A 16,304-nucleotide genomic window follows, 5' to 3' on the forward strand; every position below is an offset into this window, starting at 1 on the left:
TCACCTGACGGGTGAACGCATCGCGTCGATGCACGGGCACTGAGCCCGGCCCGCGACACCCCACCGCGTTCACACGCTCCCCCCACACCCCCGCGTCTTGACGGGAATGGCGCCGCTCGCCCCGCGCATCCTGGGACCACCGCTGCACACGCGGTGCGGTCCGGCCTGAGCCTGCGTTCCTGACGAACTGGTTGTTCGCCGGGAGGGCGTTGTGCTGCCCGCATTTCCTGTTGATCTGTCGTTCCACTCATCCCGCGCGCGTCACGTGCATCACCGGCTATCCGCCGGTGCCTGCGGTGCGGCGCATGTTCCTTACCAAGAGTACCCAGAGGCGATCATGAAATCACTGAATACACCTGTCGTTCATCGTCTGGCCCTCACGGCCGTGACCCTCGCTGCACTGACGGCCTGCGGCGGCGGCGGAGACAGCGGCGGTGGCGCATCCTTCGGCGGCTCCGGCCTGAACGCACCATCGCTGGCCACGGCGCCCGCGGCCGACAGCGGCGACACCACCAAGAAGACGCCCGACGACGGCGTGCCCGCCGCACCCGAATCGGCAGTGGCTGCGGTCGATCGTTCGGCCCGGCCGATGGAGTTGCCCGACACCGTCTGGCCCGTGAACTACAAGCTGTGGTTCCGCCCCGATGCGGCGCTCAAGACCTTCGTGGGCCGCGCCGATGTGGAGATCGATGTGCGCGAGCCGGTCGATGCCATCGTCGTCGCCGCGCACGACCTCAACTTTGCGCGCGGGCGCACCACGCTGCGCAAGGTGTCCAAGCCGGGCGAAGCGATCCCGCTGATTCCCACGCCGCAGACGCGCGGCGACTTCGTGCAACTGCGCCTGAACGACGGCCAGATCGCCAAGGGCAAGTACTTGCTGCACATGGAGTGGGACGGCAAGATCCAGTTCTCCGATGCCGAGTACTGCACGCCCGACGTGCTGGCGAAGAACCCGCTGTGCTCGGCCGCGTCGGGCATCTTCAAGGTGGGCCTCTCCACGCCCGAGGGCGTGAGCAGCGATGCCATCGTGACGCAGGGCGAAACCAACTTCGCACGCCAGTGGTTCCCCGGCTGGGATGAGCCGGCCTTCCGCCACACCTTCGAGATTTCGGCCGAGGTGCCGGGCGACTGGAAGACCGTGTCGAACGGTGCACAGACCGAGGCCGTGAAACTGCCCGACGGCTACCAGCGCGTGGCCTTCGAGAAGACACCCTCGATGCCGATGTACCTGGCCTTCTTCGGCGGCGGCAAGTTCGACATCCTGGCCGACAAATTCAAGAACCCGCTCGACGGCAGCGACATGGCGCTGCGCTGGTTCACGCCGCCGGGCCGCTCCGACTGGGCCAAGTTCGCGATGGAGTGGACCAAGGTGTCGATGGACTACTACTACAAGTACACCGGCATCCCGTTGCCCTTCAAGAAGTTCGACACCGTGGCCGCCAACGACAGCTACGACAACAAGCCCAACACCGGCTTCGGCGGCATGGAGAACTGGGGCGCGATCTTCGAGTTTGCCGATGCGGTGCTCACCAAGCCCGGCGACAAGCCTTCGCTGTATTCGGTGACCGTGGTCACGCACGAGGTGGCGCACCAGTGGTTCGGCGACCTGGTCACGCTCGACTGGTGGGACAACGTGTGGCTCAACGAGTCGTTTGCGCGCTGGTTCGAACGGCGCACCACGATCAAGTTCCACCCCGAGTACTACAGCTTCTCCGACTACGTGCTCGACAAGCACAACGTGATCGTGGCCGACCTGAAGCCCTCGGCCGTGCCGGTGCAGCGCAACCTGAACGACGCGGGATCGTTCGGCTTCATCAGCCCGTCGATCTTTGTCTACAACAAGGGCAGCCACGTGCTGGAGACGATCCAGAACTACATCGGCGAAGAGGCGATGCAGAAGGGCCTGCAGATCTATCTGAAGGACTATGCGTACGGCAACGTCACGCCCACGCGCTTGTGGACCTCGCTGGAAAAGGCCACGAACAAGAAGGTCGCCGACATCGGCGACAGCCTCATCCGCCAGACGGGCGTGCCGCTGCTCACGGTCGATGCGCAATGCGCCGGCGACCGCACTTACGTCAACATCACGCAGGAGTCGTTCCCCAACCAGAACCAGTTCCCGGCCTCGACGTGGACCATTCCCGTCACGCTGGCGTACGGTGACGCAATGGACAAGCGCGAGACCTTCGTGATGTCGAACAACGCCACGCAGGTCGAGCTGCCGGGCTGCACCGCGGTGCTCGCCGGGCCGACGGGGCAGGACTACTACGTGAGCAACTACAGCGCGCCGTCGTGGAGCAACCTGCTGGCCAAGGTGCAGAACTTCGCGGGCAACAAGCCCTTGCTGCTGAACATCGAGCGCGATGCCTTCCGCCTGCTGGGCGTGGGGCGCATCACGCAGGCGCAGTACGACCAGATCAAGGGCGTGCTCAATCTGCCGGCACCGCTGCTCGCCAAGACGCAGCTGAGCCAGCAGAAGATGGCGGCGGTGGATGCGGGGGGCAAGGAAGAGTACCCGCACGCACTGCGCTTCCAGGGCAAGCTGCCGCTGCGCGAGAACCAGAAGCGTTGAGTCGGGCTGAGTTGAACTGAGCCTTCTTTCGTGAACCCCGCATGCGTCGCCGGGCGTGCCTGGCGGCGCATGCGTCACCTCATTCGAATCCCATGAAAACACTTCTGAATTCTTTGCTGGCAGTGGCCTGCGTGGCACTGCTCTCGGCCTGCGGCGCACGCGGCGGGCCCGAGACCGAACTGGTCGGTGTCTACGCCGTCGAACGCAACGGCGTGCTCAAGGAGGTCGTCAAGATCGAGCGAGACGGCGACCGCTACGTCATGCGCGACAAGGTGCGTACGCCCGAATGGAGCGAACCCAAGATGCAGATGCAGCCTGTGTCACGCGAGCGCTGGAGCCGCATCACCACCGACACGGAGAACACGTCCTTCGTCGGCATCTCGAGCGACCAGCTCGGCATCTTCAAGGTGCCGCCCGGGTGGCAGAAGAACGGCTTCAAGACGCAGACGGGGTACTTCCTGTTTTATTCGCAGGGGCCTGTGGAGGCGCACAAGTTGTGATTCGTGCCGCTGCTGTTCAGGGCGCGATCGTGCCGACGGGGCACCTCGCTCCGCGAATGTCCTCCGCCCTTCGGGCTCCCCCTTGATTTCGCTGCGCAAGGCACCCCATCCGCACGATCGTTGTCGGCTGCGGTCGTTGATCGGTCGCAAGCGCAGAGCGTGCCCAGGTGCGCAGGGCACTGGGTGCTCCTCGCAGCGAAATCAAGGAGGAGGGCGAAGCCCGGGGGACATTCGCGGAGGGGAGTACCCGGTGTCCTGTGCACGCGCCCCGAACGAGAGGACCTGGCTAAGGCGCAACGATCGCGCCTTCGATGCGATGGCGCTTCAACGCATCGGCCACAAAGCCAGAAGCCTTCATCTCCTCGACGAAGGCAGCAAGCAGCGCCTGCGCCTCGGGCCCCCGACTGGCCGGCGTGCCCATGGCTTGCTGGATCACCATGAAGCGCCCCGGCAGCACACGCACGCCCGGCGCACGGGCAGCCTCGCCTTCGAGCAGCTGGCGAATGCCCGCCGCCACCTCGACCTCGCCCGCCCGCAATGCAGCGAGCGCAGGCCCCGCACCCTGAAGGCGCACGATCTCCGCCGCCTTGATCTCGCGTGTGAGAAACAAATCGTAGGCGCTCCCAGAGCCGACCGAGATGCGATGGCCTTCGGCATCGACCTGCGCGTTGTCGGTCAGCGCCGACGATTCAGACACGAGGTAGCTGCCTTCGATCAGCACATAAGGCGCCGTGAAGCGCAGCCCTTCGCTGCGCGCGGGGTCGACCGCGAAGAAGCCGATGTCGGCCTTCTCGTTCTTCACCGCGTCCACCGAAGCCGCGGCCTTCTCGAACACCACCAGCTCGATGCCCACGCCAACGCGCCGCGCGAACTCGCGAGCGAGGTCGATCGACACGCCGACAGGCTCGCCCGTGGCGGCGTCCTTGTTGGCAAGGATCGGGTTGCCGAGGTTGATCGAGGCGCGCAGCGTGCCGCTGGGGGCGAAGGCGGTCACGAGGGCGGAAGAGGGCGATGTGGTCATGGCGTCCGTTCGTCGGAAAGAGGAAGGAGGGGATGAAGGCCGCCAGTTTACGGGCCGTGAGGCCGCTGCTTCAGCGCGCGGAGAGCGGCTCCAGCCCCGTCTTCGCAATCGTCGGCGCCGCGGCCGGCGCGTTGAGATAGCGAATCAGCTGCCGCGCCGCCTCGGGCTGCTTCGATGCTGTGGCAACGCCGGCCGAGAACACCGTCACGCGCTGCACCTCGGCGGGCAGCGGGCCGATGTAGTCGATGCCTTCGATGGGCAGCAGCTCGCTCACTTGTTGCAGGCCCAGCGCCGCATCGCCGCGCGCCACGACTGTGCCCACGCGCTCGCTGAGGATGCGTTTGCTCTTGGGCTTCACCAGGTCTTCGATGCCCAGCTTCTTGAGCAGCTCGGTTTCGTAGTAGGTGCCGCTCGCGCTCGCCGAGTAGGCAATCGACGGTGCCGCGAGCAGCGTGCGCTTGAGCGCATCGACCGTGCCGATGTCCGGCTTGGGCGCGCCCTTGCGCACCGCAAAGCCGATCGACGAACGCACCAGGTCGACCTGGCTGCCCGCCACCACCTGGCCCTGCGCCACCAGCGCATCGAGCGCGGGGCGCGCGAGGATCACGACGTCGGCCGGTTCGTTGCGGCCCAGGCGGCTGGGAATCGAATCGCTGGCGGCGCCCATCGACGCGCCGTAGGCCGTCTTCACGCTGCGGCCACTGCTGCGCTCGAAGCCGGGGCGCAGCTCGTTGTAGGCGGCGGTGAAGCCGCCGGAGGTCATGACGTGGATGTCGCCGGTGGCGGCGGGTGGGGTGCTGACGCAACCGGCGAGGGCGAAGGAGGCGGCCAGCGCCAGGGCGGCGCGGCGGGTCAGGGCGGAACGGAGGGCAAAGGTGGTCACGGCGTGTGTCTCCTGATGAAGGGTGCCGTCCCATCGTAGAGGCCGAGGCTGTCAATCGGCCTTCAGGAAATTCGGGGTTACTACCAGCCTAGCGCGGCGGCTTGGGCGGGGCTGCGTCCTTGGCGGGCGCATCGGCAGCCGGCAGCCGCCCCCGCTTCGCAAGCCCTTCGCGCAGCAGGAACTCGACCTGCGCGTTCGCGCTGCGCAACTCCTGGGCCGCCAGCCGCTCGATCTCGGCCCACAGGGCCGGATCGATGCGCAGCGGATAGGACTTCTTACCGGGACTGGCCATCAGAATCAGAGGAAAACGTGGCGGCGGCAGCAGGGAGGTGCCGTGGATGCATCAGGTGTAGAGCGTGCCCGTGTTGACCACGGGCTGGGTTTCGCGGTCCGAGCACAGTACCACCAGCAGGTTCGACACCATCGAGGCCTTGCGCTCGTCGTCGAGCACGACGAGGTTGCGTTCCGACAGGCCCTTGAGGGCCGCCTCGACCATGCCGACCGCGCCCGCCACGATCTGGTGCCGCGCGCTCACGATGGCCACCGCCTGCTGGCGCCGCAGCATCACCTGGGCAATTTCCGGCGCGTAGGCCAGGTGCGTGAGCTTGGCATCGAGCACCTCGACACCCGCGCTGGCAAAGCGCTGGTTCAGCTCGGCCTTGAGCGCATCAGCCACCACGTCGAGCCCGGCGCGCAGCGTGACCTCGTCGCTTTGCAGATCGTCGCCGCTGTCGTACGCGTAGAGCGTGGCCAGGTGGCGAATCGCGGCTTCAGACTGGATGGCGACGAACTTGTTGTAGTCGTCGATCTCGAACACGGCCTGCGCCGTGTCGTGCACGCGCCAGACCACGGCCGCGCCGATCTCCACCGGGTTGCCGCGCTTGTCGTTCACCTTCAGCGGCGGCGTGTTGAGGTTGCGCGCGCGCAGCGAGATCTTCTGGCCCGACTGGAACGGGTTGGTCCAGCGCAGGCCCTCGCTGCGGTCGGTGCCCTGGTACTTGCCGAAGAGCGTGAGGATGATGCCCTCGTTGGGCTTGAGCATGTACAGCCCCGGCAGCAGCGTGACGCCGACGACGATCAGCAAGATGCTCAGGGGCAGCGGCATCATCCGCCGCACGAGCACCCAGGCGCCGACCGCAAGGATCAGCAGCGCCACGGCGACGATGCCGTATCCGTTGACGGACCGATAGGGCCGCTCCCTGCGAACCTGGCGGGGGATGGACGGGGTCTGCTCGTGCATGAAGGCCTCCTGTTGAAAGTGATATCACTTTAATATCTTTTTGGAGGTCGTCAAGACTTTCTTTCGGCCTGCCTTCGCCGGTTCGGCCGCTTCGCGCAGGCACTGCGCAAACTGCGCGACGAGGGGCGGGCTGGCCCGCGGCTTGCGCTGCAGCAGCCCGACCTCGCGATGGAACGTGGACTCGCCCAGCGACAGCATGCGCACGCCCGGCGGCAGCGGAAGGTGGGCCTCGACCCACGGCACGAGCGCGACGCCCAGGCCTTTCGAGGCCAGGTGGATGAGCCCGGAGATTTCGTCGACCTCGATGGCGTCGCTCACCGCGATGTCTTCGCGCCGCAGGAACCGTTCGACCATGCGCCCGCCGAACGACGCGCGGTCGTAGCGCAGGAACGGCTGTTCGCGCAGCAGGGTGCGCCAGTTCCTGCCCGGCACGTTCGCGGGAGCAATGAGCACATAGGGCTCGCGCACCAGGGTCTGCCACGTCAGCTCCGGAAGAATGCCGAAGGGTGGCCGGATGATCACGGCCGCATCGATGTTGCCGGCGTCCAGGTCGTCCATGAGCCGCATCGACACGCCGGGCGAGATGTGGACGCGCAGCAGCGGGAAGCCGGCGCGCAGTTTCTCGAGTGCGCGCGCCACCAGCGTCGGCTGCGCGGACGCAATGGCGCCGATGCGCAGCAGCCCGGCGTTGGCCGCGTCGTCGGGCAGCTCGCCGAGCTTGGCGTAGAGCGCGCAGATTTCTTCCGCCCGCCCCAGCGTGGTCTCGCCCGCCGTATTCAAGGTGGCGGAGCGGCCCGTGCGATCGAAGAGCGGGAAGCCCAGCGATTCCTCGAGGCGCTTGATCTGGCTGCTGACGGCCGACTGCGTGAGGCCGATGCGCTCTCCCGCCGCGGCAAAGGTGCCGTGGCGGCACACGGCGATGAAGGTGCGAAGCTCAGTGATCATTCTGAATTCATCGAAATTGGTGGTGCTCAGCGATCAAATATATCGTTTTCGGTTATGTGAGTCGCTGCTTAGAGTTCGCTCACCCTGAACTCCTTGAACGATGAACCCCATGAACACGCCCACTGCACGCATCCCGTTCCACCTGGCCTTTCCCGTGCGCGACATCGCCGAGGCACGCGCCTTCTACGGCGAGTTGCTCGAATGTCCCGAAGGCCGCAGCTCGGCCGAGTGGGTCGACTTCAACTTCCACGGCCACCAGATCGTGGCGCACCTGGCACCCGACGAATGCGGCCACAAGACGAACAGCGCCGTGGACGGCCACGACGTGCCCGTGCGCCATTTCGGCGCCGTGCTGCCGATGGACCTGTGGCAGGCAATGGCCGACAAGCTCATCGCACGCCAGACGCAATTCGTGATCGATCCCTACATCCGGTTCAAGGGCGAGCCCGGCGAACAGGCGACGATGTTCTTTCTCGACCCGTCGGGCAACGCCATCGAGCTGAAGTCTTTTGCGGATCTGGATTCGCTGTTCGCCGTCTGAAAGCGCCGACGTGAAAACCCCCCAATGCCTTCTGGCGGCCGCAACGGCCGCCGCGCTCCTGCTGTGCGCCGGGCGTGCATCCGCCCAAACCGACGTGCTGAAGAAGATCAGGGAGTCCGGCGCCATCACCATGGGCGTGCGCGACGCCTCGGGCGCCATGTCCTTCACCCTGGGGCCCGGCAGCTACACGGGCTTTCACGTCGAGGTTTGCGAACGTGTCATTGCCGACATCGGGAAGGCGTTGCAGATCGGCAAGATCCATGTGAAGTACCAGCTCGTCACCCCGCAGAACCGCATGCCGCTCGTGCAGAACGGAACGGTCGACATCGAGTGCGGCACCACGACCAACAATGCGGCGCGCCAGAAAGACGTCGCGTTCGCCCCGACGCTCTATGTCGAAGGGGTTCGCATCGCCGTCAAGGCGACATCCGGCGTTGCTTCTGCGGCCCAGCTTGCCGGCAAGGCAGTGGCCGTGACCACGGGGAGCACCTCCGTCCAGCTGCTGAGAAAACTCAAGCGCGACAACGCCCCTGAGATCGCGGAGGTGTACGCCAAGGACAACAGCGAAGGCTTCCTGCTGCTCGAATCGGGCCGCGCAGAGGGCTTCGTCGCCGACGGCCAGATCCTTGCGACCTTGATTTCAAAGAGCAAGGCGCCGGCGCAATACAGGTTGCTCGACCAGGTGCTCAGCGTCGAGCCGATCGCGATCATGATTCCCAAGGGGGATGCCGCGTTCAAGAAGCTGGTCGATCAAAGCGTCCTGGCGTTGGTAAGGAGCGGGGACGCTGCGCGGATCTACGACAAGTGGTTCATGCAGCCCATTGCGCCGCACGGCGCGAAGGTGGGGCTGCCGGCCAGCGCCCTGACCAAGGCCGCCTGGGCCCACCCCAGCGACAAGCCGATGGAAGACTACGAGGTGCGATAGGGCGGCACCCGCAAGGCGACGAGGTCGAATCAGACGATCAGGTCGAAGCAGCAGCCCGCGTAGTAAGGCTTGTCCCCGCCATCGACGAAGGGCACCTCGATCGGCTTGCCCTCGTTGCGCCACACATCCCGCTTTCGGTAGCCGGAGCGTGCCAGGTCGGCGAGCAGCTCGTCGTGATGCTGGATGCGGTAGGCGCACACGGCCACGCCGATGCTGTTGAGCGTGTAGATCGTGCGCTCGGGGTGCACGGCCGTGGTGTTCATGACGATGCGCCGGGGCTTCACGGCCAGCGAGGAAAGAATCGCGTCCATGCGTGTCGGCAGGTACTGCAGGCTGCCCGAGACATACAGCACGTCGCAGCCGCTCGCATCGCAGTAGTCGGTGGTGAAGCTCAGTTGCGCAGTCGCCTCGCGCTTGACCGCCATCGCGCGGCCGCTCTCGACCACGCCGGGCACGTCGCACACCGTCCAGCGCAGGGTGTCGGGGTAGGTCAGCACGCGGCGGAAGGCGTAGTACTTGATGCCGACATGCCCGCCCAGGTCGAACACGCGCGTCAGGCCCGCATCGATGGAGCGGCCCAGCCAGAAGAGGCCGGGATAGTCGTAGAAATAGATCTGAGGGCTGTAAAGCTCGCCCGCGTCGGCATTGGCATAGCCGACGGCCTTGGTGGGCGGTGCGCCGGCCTCGGCCGCCTCGAAGCTCTCGAACGACCCCATGAAGAGGTTCTCGTCCGTGTTGTTCAGGAACTTGCGCTTGTAGGCGCTTTCGCGGGGCGGGAAGGCCAGCAGGCTTGAAAGCATCTCTGTCTCCGGTGGCATGCCCATTCTGAGCGCATCCGGGGCTTTCGAGGGCGATAGCCCGGCGCCGTTGGGGCGGTTACCCCATGGAGGTTACATACCGCTCGCCAGTGCCGCCGCCGCCGCCCGCGTCTCCACGCCCAGCTTCTCGAAGATGTGCTCCAGGTGCTTGTTCACCGTGCGCGGGCTGGTGCCCAAAATCTCGCCGATGTCGCGGTTGGTCTTGCCCTTGGCGAGCCACGACAGCACCTCGGTCTCGCGCGGCGTGAGGGCCGCGTCGGCCAGGCGTGCGGCCGGGCCTTCGCGCTGGATGGCGAACAGCAGCATGGTCTCGCCGAGCGCCGCCGCACCCAGGTTGCGCACCGACAGGCGCATGGCCGTGGCGGTGCCGATGGCGATCGACGCGCCCGGCGCCAGCGCAGGTTCTACCGAGGCGGGCAGGCGGCCCGGCGCCACCGGGTCTTCGAGCGCATGCAGCCACAGCGCGGCCTGCGGCGAGCGCCAGGCGATGCGCCCGCGCGTGTCGACGAACACGACGCCCATGCCCGCCACGTCGACCGCGTCGCGCGCCATGCGCGTGATGCGGGCGTTGCGCGTGTGGGTGTGCAGGCGCGCCAACACCTCCTGCGCGCGGATCGGCTTCACCACGTAGTCGACGCCGCCGCACTCGAAGCCCTCGACGACGTGCGCGGTTTCCGACAGGCCGGTCATGAACAGCACCGGGATGTGCGCGAGCGCCGGGTTGGCCTTGATGCGCCGGCAGGTCTCGAAGCCCGAGAGGCCGGGCATGAGGCCGTCGAGCAATATCGCGTCGGGCACCACGAGTTCGAGCCGCTGCAGGGCCGACTCGCCGTCGGCCGCCACCAGCACGGTGTAGCCGCTGGCCTCGAGCGTGTCGCACAGCATGCCCAGGCTGCTGGGGGCGTCGTCGACCACCAGCACGACGGGGCGTTCGGACATGGATTCAGTAGGAGGCGAGGGGGGTGTCTGCATCTTCTGCCAGTGCGTTGCGGAGCGTGTCGAGTTCGAAGCGCGTGACCATGCCGCGCAGCCAGGTGCAGGTGGCGGCCGCGGCGGGCGAGGCCGCGGCCAGCCGGTCGAGCGCGGTGTGCAGGCCGCGCACGTGGCCCATCTGCACCAGGCGCATCAGGTCGGCGCGGTCGTCTTCGCTGAGTGCGAGCAGGGGCGGGCGCTGCGGCGTCGCGTCGGGGTCGGCCGGCGGCGGCAGGGCGTCGCCGATGGCCAGCCATTCGAGGCCCAGGTGCCGCTCCAGCGTGGCGATGAGTTCCGACTCGATCACCGGCTTGCCCACGAAGGCCTGACAGCCCGCGGCGCGCAGCCGGTCGGCCTGGTTCTCGAACATGTTGGCCGAGACGATGATGATCGGCAGCTCGGCGAAGCCCGAGGCCCGCACCGAGCGCGCGGTCTGCCAGCCGTCCATGTCGTCCATCGTCAGGTCGAGCAGGATGGCCGAGGGCAGCTCTTCGCGCAGGCTGTCCAGGCACTCGGTGCCGCTGGCCGCCTCGCGCACCGTGAAGCCCAGCGGCGCGAGCATGCCGGCGAGCATCTGGCGCTGCACCGGCTGGTCGTCCACCACCAGCAGCGTGCGGCGCTCGCCCAGGTAGCCCGACACCGGCTCGCGAGAGCCCGCCTGCGGGCCGGGATCGGCCACCTCACGCAGGTACACGCGCACGCTGAAGGTGCTGCCCGCCGACGAGGTCGACGCCAGCTTGAGCTCGCCGCCCATGAGCGAGGTGAGCAGCCCGGTGATGGTCAGGCCCAGCCCCGTGCCCGGCTCGCCGCGCCGGCGGCCCGCAGCGCCGCGCTCGAAAGGCAGGAAGATGCGCTGGCGGTCTTGCGGCGCCACGCCGATGCCGGTGTCGACCACGTCGAAGCGCAGCACCTCGCGCCGCGCGTCCACATGCAGCGTGACAGTGCCGCTGTCGGTGAAGCGCACGGCGTTGGTCAGCAGGTTGATGAGGATCTGCCGCAGCCACTTCACGTCGGCATGCACCCACGGCGGCAGCCGGCCCGCATGCGTGTAGACAAAGGCCAGGCCCTTGGCCTCGGCCTGCGGTCGCACCATCTGCACCACCTGGTCGAGAAAGGCCGGCAGCGCCAGTGGCGAGGGCTCCAGCTGCAGCCGGCCGGCCTCGATGCGCGCGAGGTCGAGCAGGCCGTCGATGAGGCCCAGCATGTGCTCGCCGCTGCGGTGGATGGTCTGCACCGCCTCGCGCGGCGGCAGGGCCGCATCGCCACCCTTGAGCAGGATCTGCGAGTAGCCCAGGATGCTGTTGAGCGGCGTGCGCAATTCGTGCGTCATGCCGGCCACGTAGCGCGTCTTGGCCTGGTTCGCGGCTTCGGCGGCTTCCTTGGCGGTCTGCAGTGCGGCGTCGGTGCGGCGGTGCGCTTCGATTTCGAGCGCGAGCAGGTTGTTGTGGCGGTTCGATTCCTCTTGTGCCATCTGGCGGCTCTCGCTGCCCAGCACCACCCACCATGCGGCCACGGCGGCGATCACCGAGAGCAGCGCGAACACTTTCAGGAATGCTGTCGCCATCGCCGAATCGATGGTGCCGGCGATGGCCTCCTGCGCGTAGACCACGCCCACCACCGTGGCGAGCAGCGCGATCAGCGAAGTGGCGACCAGCAGGTAGTGCGCGACGCGGAAGTTCAGCCGTGCCGACAGGGCAGGCGGCAGCAGCGCCTGCAGCCAGCCGCTCATCTGCTCGGCGGCGCGCGAGTCGGTCTTGCAGCGGTCGTGGCAGCGCGATTCGAGCGTGCAGCACAGCGAGCAGATCGGCGCGCTGTAGGCCGGGCAGTGGGCCATGTCTTCCGACTCGAAGCTGTTGTCGCACACCGAGCATTTCACGCTCTGGCCCGGCGTCCAGCGGTCGATGTCGGTGCGCGCCAGGTAGTAGCGCCCGCGCGTCTTCCACGCCAGCAGCGGCGACACGAGCATCGCCGTGGCGAGCGCGATGAAGGGCGAGAAGGCCCGCGCCCACTGGCCGAGCGCGCCCGAGTAGGCCAGCATCGCCAGCGCCGCCGCCACCAGCATCGCGACCAGGCCCACGGGGTTGATGTCGTACAGGTGCGCGCGCTTGAACTCGATGGTCTTCGGGCTCCAGCCCAGCGGCTTGTTGATGACCAGGTCGGCCACCAGCGCGCCGACCCAGGCGATGGCGATGTTGCTGTAGAAGCCCAGCACGTGCTCCAGCGCCGCGAACACGCCCAGCGCCATCAGCAAGATCGCGATGGCCACGTTGAACACCAGCCACACCACGCGCCCCGGGTGGCTGTGCGTGAGCCGCGCAAAGAAGTTCGACCACGCCAGCGAGCCCGCATAGGCGTTGGTCAGGTTGATCTTCATCTGCGAGACCACGACGAACAGCACCGTGATGCCCAGCACCCACGCCGGGTCGCGCAGCACGTACGAAAAACCCGTGAGGTACATCTGCGTGGGCTCGATCGCATGGTTCGCTGGAATCTCGTGCTGCAGCGCCAGGAACGCGAGGAACGCGCCGCCCATCATCTTCAGCATGCCCGGCACGATCCAGCCCGGGCCCGCAACCAGCACGGCCGTCCACCAGCGCCCACGGTTGGCGGCGGTCTTCTCGGGCAGAAAGCGCAGGTAGTCGACCTGCTCGCCGATCTGCACCACGAGCGAGAAGGCCACCGTGGCCGCCGCACCGAACATCAGCGGATCGAAGCCGCTGCTGTCCGACGTGCGGCCCACCAGGCCGGTGAAGTCGGCATACAGCTCGGGCTTCTTCACCATCACCGCGATGAAGGGGCAGACGAACAGCACGATCCAGATCGGCTGCGTCCACAGCTGCAGCCCCGAAATCAGCGTGATGCCGCGTGCCACCAGCGGAATGATCACGATCGACGACACCAGGTACAGCAGCCACAGCGGCCAGTCCAGGTACATCTGCAGCGCCAGCGCGAGGATGGCCGCCTCGAGCGCGAAGAAGATGAAGGTGAAGCTCGCGTAGATCAGCGAGGTGAGCGTGGAGCCCAGGTAGCCGAAGCCCGCGCCGCGCGTGAGCAGGTCCATGTCGACGCCGTGCCGTGCGGCGTAGTACGAGATGGGCAGGCCCGTGAGGAAGGTGATGAGCCCCACCACCAGGATCGCCCACAGCGCGTTCGAGAAACCGTAGCTCAGCGCGATCGCGCCGCCGATGGCCTCCAGCGCCAGGAACGAGGTGGCGCCGAAGGCCGCGTTGGCCACGCGGAACTCCGACCACTTGCGAAAGCTGCGCGGCGTGTAGCGCAGCGCGTAGTCCTCCAGCGTTTCGTTCGCGACCCAGGCGTTGTAGTCGCGGCGGATGCGAAAGATCTTCTGTCCGGAGACGGATGTCATGGCGGGTTCTCGCGGCGGCGGCAACGGTGGCATGCGGCAGGTACAGCAAGAAGCGCTCCCTGCTGTCTCCTGCGTTGTCTGGCTCGGGAGTCTGCGGGTGGGGCGGGGCACCGCCGCTACGTTGAATGACGTATTCGCGCAGAGGCAAGTGATTTCTAAAGTACCAGCCATGGTGCTAGCGGCACCGTCCGATGCACTGCGATGGTGCGCGGATCTTCTTTTCAACCACCTGCCTGGAGTTCCTGATGTCGCGTGATTCCGATCCTTCCTCTCTCGATGCCATGGCACTGCGCCGCCGCCGCCTGCTGCAGGGCGCCGCCGCGCTGCCCGTGATGGGCCTGAGCGGCCTGAGCTTCGGCCAGGGGCAGTTCCCCACGGCCAAGGTCAACACCACCAAGCTCGCGGTGACCGACACCGAAGTCACGGTGGGCCAGCTGCATTCGTCCACCGGCACCATGGCCATCTCGGAGACCGGCTCCATCCAGGCCGAGCAACTGGCCATCGACCAGATCAACGCCATGGGCGGCATCCTGGGTCGCAAGATCAAGGTCATCAAGGAAGACGGCGCCTCCGACTGGCCCACCTTCGCCGAGAAGTCGAAGAAGCTGTTGGTCAACGACAAGGTCGCCGCCGTGTTCGGCTGCTGGACCAGCGCCTCGCGCAAGGCCGTGCTGCCGGTGTTCGAGAAGGAAAACGGCCTGCTGTACTACCCGACCTTCTACGAAGGCCTGGAGCAGAGCAAGAACGTGATCTACACGGGCCAGGAGGCCACGCAGCAGATCATCTGGGGCCTGGACTGGGGCGCGAAGGAGAAGAAGGCGAAGACCTTCTTCCTGGTCGGCTCCGACTACATCTGGCCGCGCACCTCGATGAAGATCGCGCGCAAGCACATCGAGAATTTCCAGAAGGGCTCGGTCAAGGGCGAGGAGTACTACCCGCTGGGTCACACCAACTTCAACTCGCTGATCAACAAGATCAAGGTCGCCAAGCCCGACTGCATTTTTGCGGCGGTGGTGGGCGGCTCGAACGTGGCGTTCTACAAGCAGCTCAAGGCCGCGGGCATCACCGGCGACAAGCAGTTCCTGCTGACGCTGGCCGTGACCGAAGACGAAATGACCGGCGTGGGCGGCGAGAACTTCGCGGGCTTCTACTCGTCGATGAAGTACTTCCAGTCGCTGGACAACGAGAACAACAAGAAGTTCGTGGCGGCCTTCAAGGCCAAGTACGGCAAGGACGCGGTGATCGGCGACGTGACGCAGGCGGGCTACCTCGGCCCATGGCTGTGGAAGGCCGCGGTGGAGAAGGCGGGCAGCTTCGACATCGACAAGGTCGTGGCCGGTTCGCCGGGCATCGAGCTGAAGACGGCGCCTGAAGGCTACGTGAAGCTGGATGCGAACCACCATCTGTGGAGCAAGGCGCGCATCGGGCAGGGGCAGCTGGATGGCTCCTTCAAGGTGGTCGCTGAATCGGCCGAGCTGATCAAGCCTGATCCGTTCCCGAAGGGCTACCAGTAAACCGGCCGTAGGCCCTCACCCCAACCCTCTCCCGCGTGCGGGAGAGGGAGCAAATCCAACTCTCCGGAACTTCCGCCATGACTTTGTCGGACATGATGAACATCGGCCTGATGCAGGGCTTCGCGGGGCTGAGCCTCTTCGCGGTGCTGCTGCTCATGGGCCTCGGGCTCGCGATCATCTTCGGGCAGATGGGCGTGATCAACATGGCGCATGGCGAGTTCATGACCATCGGCGCCTACTCGATCTTCCTGGCCGCGCAGGTGACCGAGCGCATGGTGCCCTCGTTCATGCCGTACTACTTTCCGATCGCCATCGGGCTGGCCTTCGTGTTCGCCTTCATCGCGGGCTGGCTTGTGGAATGGGCGCTGATCCGCCACCTGTACAAGCGACCGCTCGACACGCTGCTCGCCACCTGGGGCGTGAGCCTGGGCCTGCAGCAGGTTTTTCGCACCTTCATCGGCCCGAAGGAAGTGAGCCCCACGTTGCCCGAGTGGCTCATGGGTTCGTGGACGCCGCACGAAGGCCTCGACATTCCGATCAACGGCCTGTTCGTGCTGGCGCTCACCGCGCTGGCCACGGGCGGCGTGCTCATCGCGTTGCACAAGAGCCGCTGGGGCCTGCGGGTGCGCGCCACCGTGGCCAACCGCACGATGGCCAACGCCACCGGCATCGACACCCAGAAGACCGACCGCCTCACGTTTGCCATCGGCTGCGGCATTGCCGGCGTGGCGGGCGCGGCCTTCACCACCATCGGCTCGACCGGGCCGACCTCGGGCTCGCTGTACATCGTCGACGCCTTCCTGGTCGTCACCTTCGGCGGCGCGGCCAGCCTGCTGGGTACCGTGGTCTCGGCCTTCGGCATTGCGCAGACGCAGTCGATCTCGGAGTTCTTCATGACCGGCTCGATGGCCAAGGTGCTGACGCTGTCGCTGATTGTTCTCATCTTGATGATGCGACCGCAGGGATTGTTCGCCGTCAAGGTCCGCCGCTGATGAACCCGATTTCT

The 16,304-nt window shown here is 66.7% G+C and carries 14 protein-coding genes; 6 read left to right on the forward strand and 8 right to left on the reverse strand.

Annotation, left to right across the window (positions count from 1 at the left end; translation table 11 throughout):
- Positions 1-337: 337 nt before the first annotated feature.
- Complete coding sequence (locus CLU95_RS27900) at positions 338-2,572, forward strand: M1 family metallopeptidase (RefSeq protein ID WP_099796593.1); 2,235 nt, start codon at positions 338-340, stop codon at positions 2,570-2,572.
- Between the two features lie 92 nt (positions 2,573-2,664).
- Positions 2,665-3,072 carry a hypothetical protein gene (locus CLU95_RS27905; protein ID WP_099796594.1) on the forward strand — a complete coding sequence of 136 codons (408 nt, stop codon included), beginning with the start codon at positions 2,665-2,667 and terminating at the stop codon, positions 3,070-3,072.
- 286 nt (positions 3,073-3,358) lie between these two features.
- On the opposite strand, the gene CLU95_RS27910 is transcribed toward CLU95_RS27905, so the two are convergent.
- The 5 genes from CLU95_RS27910 to CLU95_RS27930 form a co-directional block, all read right to left on the reverse strand.
- Positions 3,359-4,093 (reverse strand): transporter substrate-binding domain-containing protein, encoded by a 735-nt coding sequence (locus CLU95_RS27910; RefSeq protein ID WP_099796595.1) that lies wholly within the window; start codon positions 4,091-4,093, stop codon positions 3,359-3,361.
- A gap of 70 nt (positions 4,094-4,163) precedes the next feature.
- On the reverse strand, positions 4,164-4,976 hold the full coding sequence (locus CLU95_RS27915; RefSeq protein WP_099796596.1) for a substrate-binding domain-containing protein: 813 nt from the start codon (positions 4,974-4,976) through the stop codon (positions 4,164-4,166).
- An 88-nt stretch (positions 4,977-5,064) separates the two neighbouring features.
- The gene (locus CLU95_RS27920) at positions 5,065-5,268 is read right to left on the reverse strand and encodes a hypothetical protein (protein WP_099796597.1); all 204 of its coding nucleotides are present in this window, start codon (positions 5,266-5,268) and stop codon (positions 5,065-5,067) included.
- Positions 5,269-5,319: 51 nt separating this feature from the next.
- Complete coding sequence (locus CLU95_RS27925) at positions 5,320-6,216, reverse strand: SPFH domain-containing protein (RefSeq protein WP_099796598.1); 897 nt, start codon at positions 6,214-6,216, stop codon at positions 5,320-5,322.
- Positions 6,217-6,240: 24 nt separating this feature from the next.
- On the reverse strand, positions 6,241-7,161 hold the full coding sequence (locus CLU95_RS27930; protein WP_099796599.1) for a LysR family transcriptional regulator: 921 nt from the start codon (positions 7,159-7,161) through the stop codon (positions 6,241-6,243).
- Between the two features lie 109 nt (positions 7,162-7,270).
- On the opposite strand from CLU95_RS27930, the gene CLU95_RS27935 reads away from it, so the two are divergent.
- Both CLU95_RS27935 and CLU95_RS27940 read left to right on the forward strand, forming a co-directional pair.
- Positions 7,271-7,702 carry a VOC family protein gene (locus CLU95_RS27935; protein ID WP_099796600.1) on the forward strand — a complete coding sequence of 144 codons (432 nt, stop codon included), beginning with the start codon at positions 7,271-7,273 and terminating at the stop codon, positions 7,700-7,702.
- 10 nt (positions 7,703-7,712) lie between these two features.
- Positions 7,713-8,627 carry an amino acid ABC transporter substrate-binding protein gene (locus CLU95_RS27940; protein WP_099796601.1) on the forward strand — a complete coding sequence of 305 codons (915 nt, stop codon included), beginning with the start codon at positions 7,713-7,715 and terminating at the stop codon, positions 8,625-8,627.
- A 29-nt stretch (positions 8,628-8,656) separates the two neighbouring features.
- On the opposite strand, the gene CLU95_RS27945 is transcribed toward CLU95_RS27940, so the two are convergent.
- From CLU95_RS27945 to CLU95_RS27955, 3 genes are all read right to left on the reverse strand, one after another.
- Positions 8,657-9,427: a TIGR04325 family methyltransferase gene (locus tag CLU95_RS27945; protein WP_099796602.1), complete on the reverse strand. Its 771-nt coding sequence runs from the start codon at positions 9,425-9,427 to the stop codon at positions 8,657-8,659.
- Positions 9,428-9,517: 90 nt separating this feature from the next.
- A complete protein-coding gene (locus tag CLU95_RS27950) occupies positions 9,518-10,417 on the reverse strand; it encodes a response regulator transcription factor (RefSeq protein WP_099796603.1) in 900 nt (299 codons plus the stop codon).
- Complete coding sequence (locus CLU95_RS27955; RefSeq protein WP_099797508.1) at positions 10,389-13,784, reverse strand: hybrid sensor histidine kinase/response regulator; 3,396 nt, start codon at positions 13,782-13,784, stop codon at positions 10,389-10,391. Before CLU95_RS27955 ends, CLU95_RS27950 begins: the two co-directional genes overlap by 29 nt.
- Before the next feature lie 245 nt (positions 13,785-14,029).
- On the opposite strand from CLU95_RS27955, the gene urtA reads away from it, so the two are divergent.
- Both urtA and urtB read left to right on the forward strand, forming a co-directional pair.
- Positions 14,030-15,298: an urea ABC transporter substrate-binding protein gene (gene urtA / locus CLU95_RS27960; protein WP_056582156.1), complete on the forward strand. Its 1,269-nt coding sequence runs from the start codon at positions 14,030-14,032 to the stop codon at positions 15,296-15,298.
- 77 nt (positions 15,299-15,375) lie between these two features.
- The gene (gene urtB, locus CLU95_RS27965) at positions 15,376-16,290 is read left to right on the forward strand and encodes an urea ABC transporter permease subunit UrtB (RefSeq protein WP_099796604.1); all 915 of its coding nucleotides are present in this window, start codon (positions 15,376-15,378) and stop codon (positions 16,288-16,290) included.
- The last annotated feature ends 14 nt before the right edge of the window (positions 16,291-16,304 follow it).

Origin of the sequence: Variovorax sp. 54 (genome assembly GCF_002754375.1) — a bacterium.
In the GTDB taxonomy this organism is placed as follows: Bacteria; Pseudomonadota; Gammaproteobacteria; order Burkholderiales; family Burkholderiaceae_C; genus Variovorax.

Coding starts and splice junctions, on each gene's coding strand:
- CLU95_RS27900 (WP_099796593.1), top strand. CDS start 338: ATGAAATCACTGAATACACCTGTCGTTCATCGTCTGGCCCTCACGGCC.
- urtA (WP_056582156.1), top strand. CDS start 14,030: ATGTCGCGTGATTCCGATCCTTCCTCTCTCGATGCCATGGCACTGCGC.
- CLU95_RS27935 (WP_099796600.1), top strand. CDS start 7,271: ATGAACACGCCCACTGCACGCATCCCGTTCCACCTGGCCTTTCCCGTG.
- CLU95_RS27950 (WP_099796603.1), bottom strand. CDS start 10,417: ATGCAGACACCCCCCTCGCCTCCTACTGAATCCATGTCCGAACGCCCC.
- CLU95_RS27955 (WP_099797508.1), bottom strand. CDS start 13,784: ATGACATCCGTCTCCGGACAGAAGATCTTTCGCATCCGCCGCGACTAC.
- CLU95_RS27910 (WP_099796595.1), bottom strand. CDS start 4,093: ATGACCACATCGCCCTCTTCCGCCCTCGTGACCGCCTTCGCCCCCAGC.
- CLU95_RS27930 (WP_099796599.1), bottom strand. CDS start 7,161: ATGATCACTGAGCTTCGCACCTTCATCGCCGTGTGCCGCCACGGCACC.
- CLU95_RS27925 (WP_099796598.1), bottom strand. CDS start 6,216: ATGCACGAGCAGACCCCGTCCATCCCCCGCCAGGTTCGCAGGGAGCGG.
- urtB (WP_099796604.1), top strand. CDS start 15,376: ATGACTTTGTCGGACATGATGAACATCGGCCTGATGCAGGGCTTCGCG.
- CLU95_RS27945 (WP_099796602.1), bottom strand. CDS start 9,427: ATGCTTTCAAGCCTGCTGGCCTTCCCGCCCCGCGAAAGCGCCTACAAG.
- CLU95_RS27920 (WP_099796597.1), bottom strand. CDS start 5,268: ATGGCCAGTCCCGGTAAGAAGTCCTATCCGCTGCGCATCGATCCGGCC.
- CLU95_RS27905 (WP_099796594.1), top strand. CDS start 2,665: ATGAAAACACTTCTGAATTCTTTGCTGGCAGTGGCCTGCGTGGCACTG.